Raw genomic sequence first — 16,502 nt, 5'->3', positions numbered from 1 at the left:
TATGGCGATCCGACTGCTGCGCTTTGCCCTCGTCGTTCTGGCCGGTTTTCTGGCCATTGGCTTTGCCCACTCGGCAGAGAACCTGGACCCTAAAACGGCCGGCAATATCGACCTTAAACGCTACCAGGGCACCTGGTATGAACTGGCGCGCCTGCCCATGCACTTCCAGCGCGACTGCGCCCGCTCAGAGGCACGCTATCTGCTCAAGGATGATGGCAACGTAGCGGTCACCAATCGCTGCCAGAACCATGACGGCGAATGGCAAGAAGCCAAAGGCACGGCTTCGCCGCAGGTTGAGGGCAAGACCGACAAGCTGTGGGTGGTATTCGATAATTGGTTCTCGCGCCTGCTGCCATGGGTTGGCAAGGGCGATTACTGGGTCCTGTACGTCGACGACCACTACAAGACCGCAGTGGTCGGTAACCCCAATCGCAAGTACCTGTGGTTGCTGTCTCGCACGCCCAGCGTACCGGAATGGGTCAAACAGGAAATGCTCAGCAAGGCTCGCCAACAAGGCTACGACACCAGCCGACTGATCTGGCGCGAGGCGGACCTGAAGGCCGCCCGCAACCAGTAAGGCGGATCGAGCAGCTTCAGGCTTCAGGCGATCTTTTCGAACTTCAGATCCCACACACCGTGGCCAAGGCGCTCACCGCGACGCTCGAACTTGGTGATCGGGCGCTCTTCAGGGCGCGGTACATACTGGCCATCGGCAGCCTGGTTACGATAACCCGGCGCCACACTCATCACCTCAAGCATGTACTCGGCATACGGTTCCCAGTCGGTGGCCATATGGAACACACCACCTGGCTTGAGCTTGCTGCGCACCAGTTCAGCAAACTCGGGCTGCACGATACGCCGCTTGTGATGGCGGCTCTTGTGCCAGGGGTCCGGGAAAAACAGCATCAGCCGATCAAGGCTATTATCGGCCACGCAGCGGTTGAGCACTTCGATCGCATCGCAATCGTAGACCCGCACGTTACTCAACCCCTGAGTCAGCACACCGTTGAGCAGCGCACCCACACCCGGTGAATGCACCTCGACACCAATGAAGTCATGCTCTGGCGCAGCAGCGGCCATCTCCAGCAGCGAATGACCCATGCCAAAACCGATCTCCAGCGTGCGCGGCGCAGCGCGACCGAACACCTGGTCGAAGTCCACCGGCGCATCGCTCAGTTGCAGACCGAATTGAGGCAAGCCCTGGTCCAGGCCGCGCTGCTGGCCTTCAGTCATGCGCCCGGCGCGCATCACGAAGCTTTTGATACGGCGGTGCGGACGCGCATCAGCGGCTTCGTCAGCAGGTGACTCTGGATGTGGAACGTGTGGATCAGTCATCAACGGGCTCTTACTTGATCAGGCCATCCAGCGGCGAAGACGCGCTGGCGTAGAGTTTGCGGGGCATGCGGCCGGCCAGATAGGCCAGGCGGCCAGCGATCACCGCGTGTTTCATGGCTTCAGCCATCTGTACCGGATGCTGGGCATGGGCGATAGCCGAGTTCATCAGTACCGCTTCGCACCCCAGCTCCATGGCGATGGTGGCATCCGAAGCCGTACCGACACCGGCATCGACCAGCACCGGTACTTTGGTTTCTTCCAGGATGATCTGCAGGTTGTACGGGTTGCAGATCCCCAGGCCACTGCCGATCAGCCCGGCCAGCGGCATGATCGCAATACAGCCGATTTCCGCCAGTTGACGGGCGACGATAGGGTCATCGCTGGTGTAGACCATGACGTCAAAACCATCCTTGACCAGCACTTCGGCGGCCTTGAGGGTCTCGATGACATTGGGAAACAGGGTCTTCTGGTCGGCCAGCACTTCGAGCTTGACCAGATTGCGCCCGTCGAGCAGCTCACGGGCCAGGCGGCAAGTGCGCACCGCTTCGGCGGCATCGAAGCAGCCAGCGGTATTGGGCAAAATGGTGTAGCGATCCGGCGGCAGCACGTCGAGCAGGTTTGGCTCACCTGGGTTCTGGCCCAGATTGGTGCGGCGCACGGCAACCGTGACGATCTCGGCACCCGAAGCCTCGATGGCCTCGCGGGTCTGGTTCATATCCACGTACTTGCCGGTGCCGACCAGCAGGCGCGACTCGAAAGTGCGACCCGCCAGGACGAACGGCTTGTCGCTGCGAACATTGCTCATCGTGATTCCTCTAGAGATACGTTTTGACCTTTACTCAGACGCGTTGAGAACGTAACGCCATCTGACTCAGCCGCCGCCGATGGCATGAACCACTTCAACCTGATCGCCTTCGCGCAGGGCAGTGGTGTCATGCTGGCTACGCGGCACGATGTCCAGGTTCAATTCCACAGCGACGCGCCGCCCGGCAAGGTCCAGACGGGCCAGCAATGCGGCGACGGTCTCGCCGTCAGGCAATTCAAAGGTTTCACCGTTCAACTGAATGTGCATGCGCGACAGCAGCCATCATTGTTAGGGGGCCAGCATTCTAGCCCGGCCAGCCGGTCTGACCAAGCTGCAGCCGCACCATTCGTCTCAGGCGCTGCCCACCCGCCAGGCCAGCACCCCGAGGATCGACCAGCCGAACAAGAAGCACAGCCCGCCGAAGGGGGTGATGATACCCAGCTTGCCGATACTGCTCAGGGTCAACAGATACAGGCTGCCGGAGAACAGCACGATGCCGGCGGCGAAGGCGTAACCGGCCCAGTTCACCAGACGGCCAGGCATATGCATCGCCAGCAGAGCGACCCCGAACAGCGCCAGGGCATGGACCAACTGATACAGCACCCCAGTCTGGAAAATCGCCAAATACTCGGCACTCAGACGCCCCTTGAGGCCGTGCGCGGCAAAAGCGCCAAGCGCTACACCGGTGAAGCCGAAAAACGCCGCCATCATTAAAAAACCACGAAACATCTGCAGCTCCAGGCAAAAATCGTTCAATCATCTGTGGTCTGTATAATGGCCCGCTCAATCGGTTCGGCCAAGCGATCTCTATGCTGCGTATCCTTTTCCGTCGTCTAGCAAAAGCGCTGCTGTGGTTTGCTGCAGGCAGCTTTGTGCTGGTACTCGTATTGCGCTGGGTCCCGCCACCGGCTACGGCATTGATGGTCGAGCGCAAGATTGAATCATGGATTGATGGTCAGCCCATTGACCTGCAGCGCGATTGGGTGGCCTGGGAGCAAATCGCCTCGCCCCTGAAAGTCGCGGTGGTCGCCGGTGAAGACCAGAAGTTCGCTGAACACTGGGGCTTTGACGTGGCAGCCATCCAGGCGGCAATTGCCCATAACGAACGCGGCGGCTCGCTTCGCGGCGCCAGTACCCTCTCCCAGCAAGTGGCCAAGAACCTGTTTCTGTGGTCGGGTCGCAGCTACCTGCGCAAAGGGCTGGAGGCCTGGTTCACCGCATTGATCGAGTTGCTGTGGTCCAAACAGCGCATTCTTGAGGTGTATCTCAACAGCGTGGAATGGGACGATGGCGTGTTCGGCGCCCAAGCGGCTGCCCGGCATCACTTCAACACCAGCGCCGCGAACCTGAGCACCCAGCAGGCCAGCTACCTGGCCGCGGTGCTGCCCAACCCGCGCCGCTGGAGCGCCAGCAGTCCCGGCAGCTACATTGCACGCCGCGCCGGCTGGATCCGCCAGCAGATGCGTCAGCTGGGCGGCGACAGCTACCTGACAGCGCTGGAGGGAAAACCATAACGGCTGGGCGGCGAACACGGAGCGCCGTAGGAGCGGCTTTAGCTGCGAAGCCTTTCGCGGCTAGAGCCACATTCACTTAGGTACTGTATGCCCTCGGTGGGAGCCACCTTGGTCTGGGCGGCATTCCGACGCAGAGGCCAGTAAAGTCACAGCATCTGTTGCGAATGTGCCGACGCTTTCGCCAGCAAGCAAGCTCCCAACGGGATTCGGGCCTTCAAACACATGGTATGGGCATTGGCCATAAACAAAAACGCCCCGACAAGTCGGGGCGTTTTGCACAGTGCTCAGATCAGGCCGCTATGGACGTCTTGAGCTTGTTCATCGCGTTCTTTTCAAGCTGGCGAATACGCTCGGCAGAGACGTTGTATTTCTCGGCCAGGTCATGCAGCGTGGCCTTTTCTTCGGCCAGCCAGCGCTGGTAGAGGATGTCCCGGCTGCGCTCGTCGAGCACTTCCAGCGCCTGATGCAGGTTGGCGGTTGAGTTGTCGCTCCAGTCGGCGTCTTCCAACTGGCGAGCCGGGTCGTAGCGGTGGTCTTCGAGGTAGTTGGCCGGCGACTGGAACGCGCTGTCGTCATCAGCCTCGGAGGCCGGGTCGAAGGCCATGTCCTGGCCGCTAAGACGGCTTTCCATCTCGCGCACTTCACGCGGCTCGACACCCAGGCTCTCGGCCACACGATGCACTTCGTCGTTGTTCAGCCAGGCCAGACGCTTTTTCTGGCTGCGCAGGTTGAAGAACAGCTTGCGCTGCGCCTTGGTGGTCGCCACTTTGACGATCCGCCAGTTGCGCAGGATGAACTCGTGAATTTCAGCCTTGATCCAGTGCACGGCGAACGACACCAGACGCACGCCCATTTCCGGGTTGAAGCGTTTTACTGCCTTCATCAAGCCGACGTTGCCTTCCTGGATCAGGTCGGACTGGGCCAGACCATAACCGGAATAGCTGCGCGCGATATGCACCACGAAGCGCAGGTGCGCCAGAACCATCTGGCGGGCGGATTCCAGATTTTGCTCGTAGTAGAGACTGTCTGCCAGTTCGCGCTCCTGCTCGGGCGTCAGCATCGGGATGCTGTTGACCGCATGCACGTAAGCCTCCAGGTTGGCACCCGGGACCAGAGCATAGGCAGGTTGCAAGGAATTGGTCATACGAAAGAAACCTCCGACTCACATGACTCGTGCAGTTCAGCACTGCGAAATTGACCGGGAACCGCTAGACAAGTTCCCTGAACAAGAAGTCAATTGATTAAAAAACGATCAACCCCGATGCTGATTTACCGGGGGGCGAGCTCACTCAAATGACGAGCCACCGCGATCCATGCACCGATATAACCCAAGAACACTGCTCCAAGCAAGAGCGAGAAACCATCTGCAACAGGAACACCGGCCAAGGCAAAGTCACTGCCATAGAGCCCGGCAAGGTCGATGACCGACTCGTTCAGCCAGTCCAGGCCAAATGCCAGCACCCCCCATGACAGCAGCCCGGCACCAATGCCATACAGCGCCCCCATGTACAGGAACGGCCTGCGCACATAGCTGTCGGTACCGCCCACCAGCTTGATGACCTCAATCTCGGTACGCCGGTTTTCGATATGCAGACGAATGGTGTTGCCGATCACCAGCAACAGCGCCGCCACCAGCAGCACGGTCAGGCCGAAGACGAAGCGGTCACCGAGCTTGAGAATTGCCGCCAGCCGCTCAACCCATACCAGGTCCAGTTGCGCCTGTTGCACCTTGGGCAATTCAGACAAACGGGTGCGCAAGGCTTCCAGCGCCGGTTTGTCGACCTTTTCGGGAGTTACCACCACGACGCCCGGCAACGGGTTGCTGGGCAGCTCCTTGAGCGCCTCGCCCAGACCGGAGTCCTTCTGGAACTCCTTGAGTGCCTGTTCGCTGCTGACATATTCGGCCTCAGCCACACCGGGCATGGCCTTGATCTGTTCGCGCAGGCGATTGCCGTCAGCCTGACCGGCGTCGATATTCAGATACACCGAGATCTGCGCCGCACGCTGCCAGGACCCGCCCAGACGCTCGACGTTACTCAACAACAGCGACAAGCCCATCGGCAGGCTCAAGGCCACTGCCATCACCAGACAGGTAAAAAAACTGCCGATCGGCTGCTTGCCCAGCCGCCGCAGGCTGTCGAGCAGGCTGCTGCGATGGCTCTCGACCCAGGCGGCCAGCAAGGTGGAAAAATCCGGCCCGTCATCATCGTGCGCGCCACGTTTTTTCTTGGGCGGCTCCTGGTCTGCCGCACGGGCCGCGGCGCGGTCGGAAATTTTTGCATTGCTGCGTGACGAGTTGCTCATACGCCGGCCTCCCCGTCACCGATCAGACGCCCACGCTGCAAGGTCAACATGCGATGGCGCATGCGCGCAATCAGTGCCAGGTCGTGGCTGGCAATCAGCACACTGGTGCCAAGCCGGTTGATATCTTCAAATACACCCATGATTTCCGCCGCCAGCCGGGGATCGAGGTTGCCGGTCGGCTCATCGGCCAGCAACAGTGCCGGGCGATGGACAATGGCGCGTGCGATACCGACCCGCTGCTGCTGGCCGGTGGACAGGTCGCCCGGATACAGCGTGGCCTTGTCGGCCAGCGCAACACGCTCCAGCGCCGAGTCGACACGCTTGGCGATCTCGGGCTTGGACAGCCCGAGAATCTGCAATGGCAGGGCGACGTTGTTGAACACCGTACGGTCGAACAGCAACTGGTGGTTCTGGAACACTACGCCGATCTGGCGGCGCAGGAAGGGAATCTGCGCCGTACTGATCTGCCCCAGGTCCTGACCGGCCAGCAGCAGCTTGCCCGAGGTCGGGCGCTCCATGGCCAGCAACAGGCGCAACAGGGTACTTTTACCGGCCCCGGAGTGGCCGGTGACAAACAGAAACTCACCGCGACGCACTCGAAAGCTCAGCTCATGCAACCCGACGTGACCGTTCGGATAACGCTTACCGACCTGCTCGAATCGAATCATGTGCGCTCCCGCTCCGCGAACAGGGCCTGAACGAAAGGTTCGGCCTCGAAAGTGCGCAGGTCGTCGATGCCCTCGCCTACGCCGATGTAACGAATCGGCAGGCCAAACTGCTTGGCCAGGGCGAAAATCACCCCGCCTTTGGCCGTACCGTCGAGTTTGGTCAGGGCCAGGCCGGTCAACGACACGGTCTGGTTGAATTGCCTGGCCTGGTTGATGGCGTTCTGGCCAGTACCGGCGTCGAGCACCAGCAAGACCTCATGAGGCGCGTGCTCATCGAGCTTGCCGATCACCCGGCGAACCTTCTTGAGTTCTTCCATCAGATTGTCTTTGGTGTGCAGACGCCCGGCCGTATCGGCGATCAGCACATCGACACCACGGGCCTTGGCCGCCTGCACGGCATCGAAGATCACCGACGCCGAGTCGGCGCCAGTGTGCTGGGCGATCACCGGGATCTGGTTACGTTCGCCCCAGACCTGCAGCTGTTCCACGGCAGCGGCACGGAAAGTGTCGCCAGCGGCCAGCATGACCTTCTTGCCTTCAAGCTGCAGCTTCTTGGCCAGTTTGCCGATCGTGGTGGTCTTGCCGGCACCGTTCACGCCCACCACCAGAATCACATAAGGCTTGTGCGTGGTGTCGATCAGCAGCGGCTGCTCGACCGGTTTGAGCATGGCAGCCAGCTCGGCCTGCAGCGACTGGTACAGGGCTTCGGCGTCGGTCAGTTGCTTGCGGGCAACCTTCTGGGTCAGGTTCTGGATGATCACCGAGGTTGCCTCGACACCCACGTCGGCGGTCAGCAGACGGGTTTCGATCTCTTCGAGCAAGTCATCGTCAATCGCCTTGCGGCCCAGAAACAGACTGGCCATCCCTTCGCCAATGCTGGCGCTGGTCTTTGACAGGCCTTGCTTGAGACGGGCAAAGAAGCCGGTTTTCGCAGGTTCTGCGGCAGGCGCGGGGGCAGCAGGCACCAGGGCGGTCTCGGCAACCGGTGCTGGTTCAATCACCGGTGCAGGCGCAGGAATCACTGGCTCCGGGGCGACAACAACAGGGGCTGGCACAACAACCGGCTCTACGACCGGTGCAGGAGCAGAGGCAGCCGGTTCAGGCGCGACAACAACTGGCGCAGGCGTACTGACAGGAGCGACAACCACAGGCTCTACAGGCGCAGGCGTCGGCTCGGCTTGCACCGGCACAACCGGGGCCGCAGGCTCGACGGCTGGCGGTACAACCACAGGCTCAACAGGGGCAAAGGCAGCCGCAGCCACATGCTGCACTTCAGCAGCCGGAGCAGGCTCGGGTTGCGCGTCAGGCTGGACCGCGGGTGTTTCCTGGGGCGCCGGAGCAGGCTCCGGGGCTTTCTTGCGAAACCATCCGAACAGGCCTTTCTTTTCTCCAGCCTCGGCTGGGGTCTTCTTGTCGTCGTTGGAACCAAACATGGAGGACGGCTATCTCAAAGTAGCGAAACACCCACAGGCGTTCCGGAAAAAAGGCGACATGCCAACAGACTGCGATCAGGGCCGCTTGTTCAGAGTGCGTCTACAAAATGGCTGCACTCGGCAATACTGCGTTGAAATTGACCTCAAAAAGCTCATGTACAAAATGTACACTGCGCTTTTTGGGCCAATCTCGCCTTGTCTTGCCTTCGCTCGCCTATTTTATAAACACCCCCTCGTTAAGCGGCACCCGATTCACCCTTGCCTGAAACAAGTTTCATGGGCCGCGGGCCCTTGAGGGTTGTTCGCGCCGCAAACGGATCAGTATCCTAACACCCCCGTGCCCGCAGACGCTAAGTCCTGGCGGCCCGTCTTACAGGTTCAAATGACCAATGAACGCTTTAGCCCGCCGCGCCGCAGGCCTGTTGCTCAGCACTCTCTGCCTGCCGCTGGCTGCCTTGGCAGCCGATCCGCAACCGACTCATGAATTCACCCTCGACAACGGCCTGAAAGTCATTGTGCGTGAAGACCACCGCGCACCGGTGGTGGTCTCCCAGGTCTGGTACAAGGTCGGCTCCAGCTACGAGACCCCCGGCCACACCGGGCTGTCTCACGCTCTTGAACACATGATGTTCAAGGGCAGCAGCAAGACCGGTCCCGGCGAAGCTTCGCTGATCCTGCGCGATCTGGGCGCCGAAGAGAACGCCTTCACCAGCGACGACTACACCGCTTATTATCAGGTGCTGGCCCGCGACCGCCTGAGCGTAGCGCTGGAGCTGGAAGCCGATCGCATGGCGACGCTGAAAATTCCGGCCGACGAGTTCAGCCGCGAGATAGAGGTCATCAAGGAAGAACGCCGCCTGCGTACCGATGACAAACCGGTCAGCAAGGCCTATGAGCGTTTCAAGGCCATGGCCTATCCGGCCAGCGGCTATCACACCCCGACCATCGGCTGGATGGCCGACCTCAATCGCATGACGGTCGAGGACCTGCGCCACTGGTATCAACAGTGGTACACCCCTAACAACGCCACGCTGGTGGTGGTCGGCGACGTCAAGCCCGATGAAGTGAAAGCCCTGGCCGAGCGTTTCTTCGGCTCGATCCCGCGCCGCGACGTGCCGCCCGCCAAGAAACCGCTGGAACTGGCCGAGCCTGGCCAGCGGCAGATCACCCTGCATGTGAAGACCCAGTTGCCGAGCCTGATCTACGGCTTCAATGTGCCGAGCCTGTCGACCGCCGAAGACCCGCGCTCGGTGCATGCCCTGCGCCTGATCGCCGCCTTGCTCGACGGCGGCTACAGCGCGCGTATTCCGACCCGCCTGGAGCGTGGTGAAGAGCTGGTAGCCGGTGCTTCGTCGCAATACGACGCCTTTGCCCGCGGTGACAGCCTGTTCCTGATCAGCGCCACGCCCAACGTGCAGAAGAAGAAAACCCTGGCCGACACCGAAGCCGGTATCTGGCGCCTGCTCGACGAACTCAAGACCAAGGCGCCGTCCAGCGAAGAACTGGAGCGGGTCCGGGCCCAGGTCATCGCCGGCCTGGTCTATGAGCGCGACTCGATCACCAGCCAGGCCACAACTATCGGCCAACTGGAAACCGTCGGCCTGTCCTGGAAGTTGATCGACGAAGAGCTGGCTGCGCTGCAAGGCGTGACCCCGACCGACATCCAGAACGCCGCCAAGACCTATTTCACCCGTGAGCGCCTCAGCGTTGCGCACGTGCTGCCTGAGGAGAAGAAGGCCAAATGATCATGCGCAAACATTCGCTGCCCGGCCTGTTACTGGCCGCCTCGCTCAGTGCGCTGGTCGCCCTGCCCGCTGCTGCCAATAATGCCGTAGCCCCTGATGCGCCGCGTGGCGACGCGCCATTGGGGCAAAACCTGCAATCGCTCAAAGAGCTGGACGGCAAAGCCCCGGCACGCCGGGAAATGAACATCCAGAGCTGGACCACCGCCGAAGGCGCCAAGGTGCTGTTCGTCGAATCGCGCGAACTGCCGATGTTCGACCTGCGCCTGATCTTTGCCGCCGGCAGCAGCCAGGACCCGCAGAACGCTCCAGGCCTGGCGCTGATGACCAACGCCATGCTCAACGAAGGCGTCAAAGGCAAGGACGTCACCGCCATCGCGCAAGGCTTCGAGGGCCTGGGCGCCGATTTTGGCAACGGCTCCTACCGCGACATGGCCATGGTCTCGCTGCGTAGCCTCAGTGGCCAGGACAAACGCGAACCTGCCTTGAAGCTGTTCAACGAGGTGATTGGCAAGCCTACCTTCCCGGCCGACTCGCTGGCGCGGATCAAGAACCAGATGCTGGCCAGCTTCGAGTACCAGAAGCAGAACCCCGGAGTGATCGGCAGCAAGGCGCTGTTCGAGAAACTCTACGGCAACCATCCGTACGCCCACCCCAGCGACGGCAACCCGAAAAGCATCGGCGCCCTGACCCAGGCCCAGCTCAAGGCTTTCCACGCCAAGGCCTATGCCTCCGGCAATGCGGTCATCGCGCTGGTTGGCGACCTGTCGCGCGACGAGGCTCAGACCATCGCCGCGCAAGTCTCTGCCTCGCTGCCCAAAGGCCCGGCCCTGACGAAAATGCCGGAGCCTGCCGAACCCAAGGCCGGCGTGACGCATATCGAGTTCCCGTCCAACCAGACCCACCTGCTGCTGGCGCAACTGGGCATCAGCCGCAACGACCCGGACTACGCCGCACTGATGGTCGGCAACTCGGTACTGGGCGGCGGTGGCTTCGGCAGCCGCCTGATGACCGAAGTGCGCGAAAAGCGCGGCCTGACTTACGGTGTGTCGTCCGGCTTCACCGGCATGCGCGTGCCCGGTCCGTTCACCATCGGACTGCAAACCCGCGCCGAACTGAGCGAAAACACGCTCAAGCTGGTCCAGGATCAGGTGCGCGAGTTCCTCGACAAAGGCCCGACCCAGAAAGAAATCGACGACGTGAAACGCGAACTGTCGGGCAGCTTCCCGCTGTCGGCGGCCAGCAACTCATCGATTGCCGCGCAACTGGGCGCGATTGGCTTCTATGATTTGCCGCTGACCTTCCTGGAAGACTACCTGACCGAAGCCCAGGCGGTGACGGTCGAGCAGGTCAAGGCCGCGATGAACAAACACCTCAGCGCCGACCAGATGGTCATCGTTACCGTTGGCCCGACCGTGGAGCAAAAACCGCTGCCACCCCCCACTGACAAACCTGCCCGGCAACCTGTCGGCGTTCCGGAGCATTGATGGCCAATCCACGAGCAAAAGCGCATAACGGCCAGGGTCAACTGCGCATCATCGGTGGCGAATGGGGCAGCCGCAAACTGAGCTTCCCCGACGGTCCCGGCCTGCGCCCGACCCCTGACCGGGTGCGTGAAACGCTGTTCAACTGGCTGGCGCCATACATCATCGGCGCGCGGGTGCTGGACCTGTTCAGTGGCAGCGGCGCGCTGTACTTCGAGGCGCTGTCGCGCGGTGCCAAGGCAGGGCTGGCGCTGGACACCAACCCGGCGGCCATCGCCAGCCTGCGGCAGAACCTGGCGCTGCTCAAATGCGAGAACGGCCAGGTTCAGCAAAGTGATGCCCTGCGCCACCTGGAGACCTGCCCCGCAGAAACCTTCGATGTGGTGTTTCTCGACCCGCCGTTTCATCAGGAGCTGCTGGCCAACGCCTGCACCCTGCTGGAAAACAACGCCTGGCTGAGCGAACGGGCGTGGATCTACACCGAAAGCGAGACACCGCCTTCGACCACCGGGCTGCCAGGCAACTGGCGTCTGCACCGTGAGAAAAAGGCAGGTCAGGTCTATTACGCGCTCTGGCAACGCGGTTAACAGGCTGCTACGCCGGTATCGCGGGGCGGGCCGCTGGCCCTGCCCCCCTTACATCGCGCACCACTTAGTGGCAACGTAGGCGCTGACCCGCCAGCTTAACGATGACTGCCGCCATGCCTGCACCTTCGTTTCATCCTGCCCATGTCAGCCCCTTTGCCCCGGCCATCGGGCTGGGTAACCCGCATCTGCAAACCCTCTGGGGTCCGCTGTTGCGGCGCGGCTTGCCGATTGAGCGAAGGCGCGAGCGCATGTGGCTGGATGACGGTGATTTTCTCGACCTGGACTGGAACGGCCCGCATTGCCCGGATGCACCGCTGGTGCTGGTCCTGCACGGCCTGACCGGCTCGTCGAACTCGCCTTATGTGGTGGGCCTGCAACGGGCCATGCAAGCGCAGGGCTGGGCCAGCGTGGCGCTGAACTGGCGCGGCTGCTCCGGTGAGCCGAACCTGCGCTCACGCAGCTATCATTCCGGGGCCAGCGAGGACCTGGCCGCAGTGGTCGCCCACTTGCGCGCCTTGCGACCACTGGCGCCGTTGTATGCCGTGGGTTACTCGCTGGGCGGTAATGTACTGCTCAAGTACCTGGGCGAGTCCGGCGAACACAGCCAGTTGCTCGGTGCGGTGGCCGTCTCGGTGCCGTTTCGTCTGGATCAATGCGCCAACCGTATCGGCCAGGGGTTTTCGCGTATCTATCAACGCCACTTCATGCGCGAAATGCTCGGCTACATCCGTGACAAACAGCGCCGTTTTCAACACGAGGGGCTCAGCGAAGGGCTGGCCGAACTGGCCGCGCTCGGCTCGCTGGAAAACATGCGCACCTTCTGGGATTTCGACGGCCGGGTCACCGCGCCGCTGCACGGTTTTACCGACGCCGAGGACTATTACCGACGGGCTTCAAGCCGCTACTTTCTTGGCCAGGTGCGCACCCCGACGCTGATCATCCAGTCCATCGATGACCCGTTCGTGTTCGCCCACAGCCTGCCTGCGCCGGATGAACTGGCCTCGTGCATCGAATTCGAGCTACAGGCCAAGGGCGGCCATGTGGGCTTTGTCGAGGGTTCGTTGCGCCGCCCCGAATACTACCTGGAGCGGCGTATCCCACTGTGGCTGGGCATTGCCCACGAGCGGGACAATCCCTATCCCGCGACCTGACAACGCCTGACCCGGCCTCAGCCGCCGGTGGCGATTTCGCGCTTGGGGTCGGTAATCCACTCACTCCACGAGCCGGCATACAGGGCGCCCAACGGGTAACCGGCCAGCGCCATGGCAAACAGGTTATGACAGGCCGTCACGCCTGAGCCGCAGTAGGCCACCAGCTCACTGGGAGGGCGGTCCTGCAGGGCGGCGGCAAAGCGCTCGCGCAGCTTTTCGGCCGGCAAAAAGCAGCCATCGGCGCCAAGGTTCTCGGTAAACGCCAGGCATTGCGCGCCGGGGATGTGCCCTGCCACCGGATCAATCGGCTCGACTTCACCACGAAAGCGCGGTTCGGCACGTGCATCGATCAGGCTCAGGGTTGGCCGCCCGAGACGCTTTTGCAGGCGTTCGGCGCTCAACACCAGTGAATTGTCCGGTTCGCCATTGAAATGACCTGGCTCGTTACCGGCCGGATCAAGGCTCAGTGGCAGGCCTGCCGCATGCCAGGCCTTGAGGCCACCATCGAGCAAATACACGCCGTCGCGCTTGCCCAGCCAGGCCAGCAGCCACCAGGCTCTGGCGGCAAAAGCGCCGGGGCCGTCATCGTAAAGCACCACCGTGCTGTCGTTGTTGATGCCCCAACTGCGCAACCGCTCGACCAGTGCGCGGGGCTCGGGCAGTGGATGACGGCCGGTCTTGCCCTTGCTCACCGGGCCACTGAGGTCGCGCTCCAGATCGGCGAACCAAGAGCGCTCGATATGGCCCTGGGCATAGCTGCGCTGCCCGTAGTCGGCATCTTCCAGAGCAAAACGGCAATCGAGAATCACCAGCCCTGGCTCCTCCAGCCTGGCGGCCAGTTCCCGGGGGCTGATCAGTTGCGCGAGAGGCATAAAACGAACTCCTGCAGACAGACAATCGAATAATCAGGCGACATCTATTTGTCGAGCATAGGCCGTGAGCAGGCACGCCGTCGACTGGCCTTTGGTAGACATGCCGCTTATGCAGTTGATCGGCAGGCATTGTAGAGTGGCCACGGTTCATACCCCAAGGATCTGCCATGAGCGACACGCAGCAACGGCTGGACGCCGCCTTTTCTCTCCAGCGCCAGGCCTTTGCGGCCAACCCGATGCCATCAGTTGCGCAGCGCCAGGCGTGGTTGCGTGAGTTGGCGCAGCAGCTCAAGGCGCAGCGCCAGGCACTGGTGACGGCAATCAGTACCGATTTCGGCCATCGCAGTGCCGATGAAACCCTGCTGGCCGAACTGCTGCCCAGCCTGATGGGCATCCGCGATGCAAGGCGGCGCCTGAAGGGCTGGATGAAACCCTCGCGACGCCACGTCGGGCTGGCCTTCCAGCCGGCATCGGCGAAGGTCATGTACCAGCCGCTGGGGGTGGTTGGCATCATCGTGCCGTGGAACTACCCGTTGTTTCTGGCTATCGGCCCGCTGACCGGAGCCCTGGCAGCCGGCAACCGGGTGATGCTCAAACTCAGCGAGTCGACCCCCGCCACCGGTCAGTTGCTCAAGCAGATGCTGGCGCAGATTTTCCCGCAAGACCTGGTGTGCGTGGTGCTGGGTGAAGTCGAGGTCGGCATGGCGTTTTCCCGACTGCCGTTCGACCACTTGCTGTTCACCGGCGCAACCGGCATAGGCAAGCAGGTGATGCGGGCCGCTGCCGAGCACCTGACCCCGGTGACCCTGGAACTGGGCGGCAAGTCGCCGGCCATTGTGTCTCGTGACGTGCCGCTAGCGGATGCCGCGCAACGGCTGGCCTTCGGCAAGACCCTCAACGCCGGGCAAACCTGTGTGGCCCCGGATTACGTGCTGGTGCCCCGGGAACGCCTCGACGGCCTGGTCGAAGCCTTGCGCCACACAGTCCAAGGCTTCTACCCGGAGCCGACCCGCAACCGCGACAGCACGCACATCATCAATCAACGCCAGCGCCGTCGCCTGCAGCATTATGTGGATGACGCCATCGGCAAAGGCGCCCAGGCAATCGTCCTGCAACCGCAGGGTCAGGACGGCCAAATGCCGTTGACACTGCTGCTGGATGTCGACGACAGCATGCAGGTAATGCAGGAAGAGATCTTCGGGCCGCTGTTGCCGGTATTGCCTTACGACACCCTGGAACAGGCGCTGGGCTGGATCAACCAGCGCCCACGGCCACTGGCCCTGTATTTCTTTGGCTACGACAAACACGAGCAGCGACAGGTGCTGGAGCGCACCCACTCAGGCGGGGTGTGCATCAACGACACCTTGCAACATGTCGCGGTGGACGACCTGCCGTTCGGCGGCATCGGCCCTTCGGGGATGGGCCATTACCATGGCCGCGAAGGTTTTCTGACCTTCAGCAAAGCCAAGAGCGTGCTGATCAAGCCGCGCCTGAACACCGCACGGCTCATTTACCCGCCGTACGGCAAAACCCTGCAGCGGCTGATCCAGTGGCTGTTTATTCGCTGACAGCGCAACGTTGGCCGATCGGCGCCAATGTCCGATAATCGGCCCTTTACGACTGATGTCGCAAGGCTGCCGACTTGGCCCGATGGGCGCGGCTGCGATACCATCCCAGTCCCTCAACGGACTCCTGACAGGACGACGCGATGAACCGAGTGTTGTATCCAGGCACCTTCGACCCGATTACCAAGGGCCACGGCGATCTGGTCGAACGCGCCTCGCGCCTGTTCGATCATGTGATCATTGCCGTGGCGGCCAGCCCCAAGAAGAACCCCTTGTTCCCGCTCGAGCAACGGGTTGAGCTGGCCAGGGAAGTAACCGCCCATCTGCCCAATGTCGAAGTCATCGGCTTCTCGACCCTGCTGGCGCAACTGGCCAAGGAGCAGAATGCCAATATTCTGCTGCGCGGCCTGCGTGCGGTGTCAGACTTCGAGTACGAATTCCAGCTGGCCAACATGAACCGACAACTGGCCCCGGACGTGGAAAGCCTGTTCCTGACTCCGTCGGAGCGTTACTCGTTCATCTCTTCGACCCTGGTCCGGGAAATCGCCGCTTTGGGTGGCGATATCACCAAGTTCGTCCACCCGGCCGTGGCCAATGCGCTGACCGAGCGGTTCAAGAGCAACTGAAAGCGACAGCCTGCTGCAGCACTTTCAGGTAATAACCCTAGAAACCTCAAGGTGCATCCTGGAGCCTAATGCGGCACAATTCGCCGCATTGGCTTTCATATGCCCGGATGCGACCCGCGGCAGGAGTGTTTCATGTCCCTTATCATCACTGACGATTGCATCAACTGCGACGTCTGCGAACCAGAGTGCCCGAACGAAGCGATTTCCCAGGGCGAAGAAATCTACGTGATCGACCCCAACCTGTGCACCGAGTGCGTGGGCCACTACGACGAGCCGCAATGCCAGCAAGTCTGCCCGGTCGATTGCATCCCGCTGGATGAAAACCGGGTCGAAAGTAAAGACGAGCTGATGACCAAATACCGGCTCATCACCGGTAAAGCCTGACCATCATTGCTTGGCAAGGAATGCCTGTTGTT

18 protein-coding genes are annotated in these 16,502 nt (G+C 61.9%); 9 read left to right on the top strand and 9 right to left on the bottom strand.

The features are described from left to right. Position 1: 1 nt before the first annotated feature. Positions 2-577, top strand: a complete 576-nt coding sequence (locus NRB16_RS12930) for a lipocalin family protein (protein WP_045486413.1) — start codon at positions 2-4, stop codon at positions 575-577. Between the two features lie 23 nt (positions 578-600). Here the strand turns inward: NRB16_RS12930 and trmB are convergent, their stop codons facing one another. From trmB to NRB16_RS12910, 4 genes are all read right to left on the bottom strand, one after another. Continuing rightward, positions 601-1,248 (bottom strand): tRNA (guanosine(46)-N7)-methyltransferase TrmB, encoded by a 648-nt coding sequence (trmB, locus tag NRB16_RS12925; protein ID WP_231906578.1) that lies wholly within the window; start codon positions 1,246-1,248, stop codon positions 601-603. Positions 1,249-1,345: 97 nt separating this feature from the next. Further along, positions 1,346-2,140 carry a thiazole synthase gene (locus NRB16_RS12920; protein WP_045486407.1) on the bottom strand — a complete coding sequence of 265 codons (795 nt, stop codon included), beginning with the start codon at positions 2,138-2,140 and terminating at the stop codon, positions 1,346-1,348. Positions 2,141-2,206: 66 nt separating this feature from the next. Then, positions 2,207-2,407 (bottom strand): sulfur carrier protein ThiS, encoded by a 201-nt coding sequence (thiS, locus tag NRB16_RS12915; RefSeq protein WP_045486405.1) that lies wholly within the window; start codon positions 2,405-2,407, stop codon positions 2,207-2,209. An 84-nt stretch (positions 2,408-2,491) separates the two neighbouring features. Then, on the bottom strand, positions 2,492-2,869 hold the full coding sequence (locus tag NRB16_RS12910) for a DUF423 domain-containing protein (protein WP_045486404.1): 378 nt from the start codon (positions 2,867-2,869) through the stop codon (positions 2,492-2,494). Between the two features lie 80 nt (positions 2,870-2,949). Between NRB16_RS12910 and mtgA the strand changes: the two genes are divergently transcribed. Then, positions 2,950-3,654 (top strand): monofunctional biosynthetic peptidoglycan transglycosylase, encoded by a 705-nt coding sequence (gene mtgA / locus NRB16_RS12905; protein ID WP_253140259.1) that lies wholly within the window; start codon positions 2,950-2,952, stop codon positions 3,652-3,654. Positions 3,655-3,943: 289 nt separating this feature from the next. Here the strand turns inward: mtgA and rpoH are convergent, their stop codons facing one another. The 4 genes from rpoH to ftsY all read right to left on the bottom strand — a co-directional run bounded on the left by rpoH (position 3,944) and on the right by ftsY (position 8,059). After that, positions 3,944-4,798, bottom strand: a complete 855-nt coding sequence (gene rpoH / locus NRB16_RS12900; protein ID WP_045486399.1) for an RNA polymerase sigma factor RpoH — start codon at positions 4,796-4,798, stop codon at positions 3,944-3,946. Positions 4,799-4,923: 125 nt separating this feature from the next. Then, a complete protein-coding gene (ftsX, locus tag NRB16_RS12895) occupies positions 4,924-5,958 on the bottom strand; it encodes a permease-like cell division protein FtsX (RefSeq protein WP_257106276.1) in 1,035 nt (344 codons plus the stop codon). Further along, a complete protein-coding gene (gene ftsE / locus NRB16_RS12890) occupies positions 5,955-6,626 on the bottom strand; it encodes a cell division ATP-binding protein FtsE (protein WP_045486392.1) in 672 nt (223 codons plus the stop codon). The genes ftsX and ftsE overlap by 4 nt, the downstream gene beginning before the upstream one ends. Then, a complete protein-coding gene (gene ftsY / locus NRB16_RS12885) occupies positions 6,623-8,059 on the bottom strand; it encodes a signal recognition particle-docking protein FtsY (protein ID WP_253140258.1) in 1,437 nt (478 codons plus the stop codon). The genes ftsE and ftsY overlap by 4 nt, the downstream gene beginning before the upstream one ends. Positions 8,060-8,448: 389 nt before the next feature. Here ftsY and NRB16_RS12880 point away from each other — a divergent pair, with 389 nt between their 5' ends. The 4 genes from NRB16_RS12880 (at position 8,449) to NRB16_RS12865 (ending at position 13,023) form a co-directional block, all read left to right on the top strand. Then, a complete protein-coding gene (locus NRB16_RS12880) occupies positions 8,449-9,804 on the top strand; it encodes a pitrilysin family protein (protein WP_257106275.1) in 1,356 nt (451 codons plus the stop codon). After that, positions 9,801-11,288, top strand: coding sequence for a pitrilysin family protein (locus NRB16_RS12875; RefSeq protein WP_257106274.1), 1,488 nt, complete (start codon positions 9,801-9,803; stop codon positions 11,286-11,288). The genes NRB16_RS12880 and NRB16_RS12875 overlap by 4 nt, the downstream gene beginning before the upstream one ends. Next, the gene (gene rsmD / locus NRB16_RS12870; RefSeq protein WP_045486378.1) at positions 11,288-11,872 is read left to right on the top strand and encodes a 16S rRNA (guanine(966)-N(2))-methyltransferase RsmD; all 585 of its coding nucleotides are present in this window, start codon (positions 11,288-11,290) and stop codon (positions 11,870-11,872) included. Before NRB16_RS12875 ends, rsmD begins: the two co-directional genes overlap by 1 nt. Positions 11,873-11,985: 113 nt before the next feature. Continuing rightward, the gene (locus tag NRB16_RS12865) at positions 11,986-13,023 is read left to right on the top strand and encodes a hydrolase (RefSeq protein ID WP_045486375.1); all 1,038 of its coding nucleotides are present in this window, start codon (positions 11,986-11,988) and stop codon (positions 13,021-13,023) included. Positions 13,024-13,040: 17 nt separating this feature from the next. Here the strand turns inward: NRB16_RS12865 and NRB16_RS12860 are convergent, their stop codons facing one another. Continuing rightward, positions 13,041-13,895 carry a sulfurtransferase gene (locus NRB16_RS12860; RefSeq protein ID WP_253140256.1) on the bottom strand — a complete coding sequence of 285 codons (855 nt, stop codon included), beginning with the start codon at positions 13,893-13,895 and terminating at the stop codon, positions 13,041-13,043. 167 nt (positions 13,896-14,062) lie between these two features. Here NRB16_RS12860 and NRB16_RS12855 point away from each other — a divergent pair, with 167 nt between their 5' ends. The 3 genes from NRB16_RS12855 to NRB16_RS12845 all read left to right on the top strand — a co-directional run bounded on the left by NRB16_RS12855 (position 14,063) and on the right by NRB16_RS12845 (position 16,470). Continuing rightward, a complete protein-coding gene (locus NRB16_RS12855) occupies positions 14,063-15,463 on the top strand; it encodes a coniferyl aldehyde dehydrogenase (RefSeq protein WP_257106273.1) in 1,401 nt (466 codons plus the stop codon). A 140-nt stretch (positions 15,464-15,603) separates the two neighbouring features. Beyond that, the gene (gene coaD, locus NRB16_RS12850) at positions 15,604-16,086 is read left to right on the top strand and encodes a pantetheine-phosphate adenylyltransferase (protein WP_045486366.1); all 483 of its coding nucleotides are present in this window, start codon (positions 15,604-15,606) and stop codon (positions 16,084-16,086) included. Between the two features lie 132 nt (positions 16,087-16,218). Next, positions 16,219-16,470, top strand: a complete 252-nt coding sequence (locus NRB16_RS12845; protein WP_045486363.1) for a YfhL family 4Fe-4S dicluster ferredoxin — start codon at positions 16,219-16,221, stop codon at positions 16,468-16,470. Positions 16,471-16,502 lie beyond the last annotated feature (32 nt).

The sequence above is a fragment of the Pseudomonas sp. LJDD11 genome (assembly GCF_024584215.1).
In the GTDB taxonomy this organism is placed as follows: Bacteria; Pseudomonadota; Gammaproteobacteria; order Pseudomonadales; family Pseudomonadaceae; genus Aquipseudomonas.
The sequence above is the reverse complement of the archived record's forward strand: the minus strand, read 5'-3'. Positions and strand labels throughout refer to the sequence as shown.

Excerpts from the sequence above, each read along its gene's own strand:
- NRB16_RS12930 (WP_045486413.1), top strand. The coding sequence starts at position 2 with ATGGCGATCCGACTGCTGCGCTTTGCCCTCGTCGTTCTGGCCGGTTTT.
- trmB (WP_231906578.1), bottom strand. The coding sequence starts at position 1,248 with ATGCGCGCCGGGCGCATGACTGAAGGCCAGCAGCGCGGCCTGGACCAG.
- NRB16_RS12920 (WP_045486407.1), bottom strand. The coding sequence starts at position 2,140 with ATGAGCAATGTTCGCAGCGACAAGCCGTTCGTCCTGGCGGGTCGCACT.
- thiS (WP_045486405.1), bottom strand. The coding sequence starts at position 2,407 with ATGCACATTCAGTTGAACGGTGAAACCTTTGAATTGCCTGACGGCGAG.
- NRB16_RS12910 (WP_045486404.1), bottom strand. The coding sequence starts at position 2,869 with ATGTTTCGTGGTTTTTTAATGATGGCGGCGTTTTTCGGCTTCACCGGT.
- mtgA (WP_253140259.1), top strand. The coding sequence starts at position 2,950 with ATGCTGCGTATCCTTTTCCGTCGTCTAGCAAAAGCGCTGCTGTGGTTT.
- rpoH (WP_045486399.1), bottom strand. The coding sequence starts at position 4,798 with ATGACCAATTCCTTGCAACCTGCCTATGCTCTGGTCCCGGGTGCCAAC.
- ftsX (WP_257106276.1), bottom strand. The coding sequence starts at position 5,958 with ATGAGCAACTCGTCACGCAGCAATGCAAAAATTTCCGACCGCGCCGCG.
- ftsE (WP_045486392.1), bottom strand. The coding sequence starts at position 6,626 with ATGATTCGATTCGAGCAGGTCGGTAAGCGTTATCCGAACGGTCACGTC.
- ftsY (WP_253140258.1), bottom strand. The coding sequence starts at position 8,059 with ATGTTTGGTTCCAACGACGACAAGAAGACCCCAGCCGAGGCTGGAGAA.
- NRB16_RS12880 (WP_257106275.1), top strand. The coding sequence starts at position 8,449 with ATGAACGCTTTAGCCCGCCGCGCCGCAGGCCTGTTGCTCAGCACTCTC.
- NRB16_RS12875 (WP_257106274.1), top strand. The coding sequence starts at position 9,801 with ATGATCATGCGCAAACATTCGCTGCCCGGCCTGTTACTGGCCGCCTCG.
- rsmD (WP_045486378.1), top strand. The coding sequence starts at position 11,288 with ATGGCCAATCCACGAGCAAAAGCGCATAACGGCCAGGGTCAACTGCGC.
- NRB16_RS12865 (WP_045486375.1), top strand. The coding sequence starts at position 11,986 with ATGCCTGCACCTTCGTTTCATCCTGCCCATGTCAGCCCCTTTGCCCCG.
- NRB16_RS12860 (WP_253140256.1), bottom strand. The coding sequence starts at position 13,895 with ATGCCTCTCGCGCAACTGATCAGCCCCCGGGAACTGGCCGCCAGGCTG.
- NRB16_RS12855 (WP_257106273.1), top strand. The coding sequence starts at position 14,063 with ATGAGCGACACGCAGCAACGGCTGGACGCCGCCTTTTCTCTCCAGCGC.
- coaD (WP_045486366.1), top strand. The coding sequence starts at position 15,604 with ATGAACCGAGTGTTGTATCCAGGCACCTTCGACCCGATTACCAAGGGC.
- NRB16_RS12845 (WP_045486363.1), top strand. The coding sequence starts at position 16,219 with ATGTCCCTTATCATCACTGACGATTGCATCAACTGCGACGTCTGCGAA.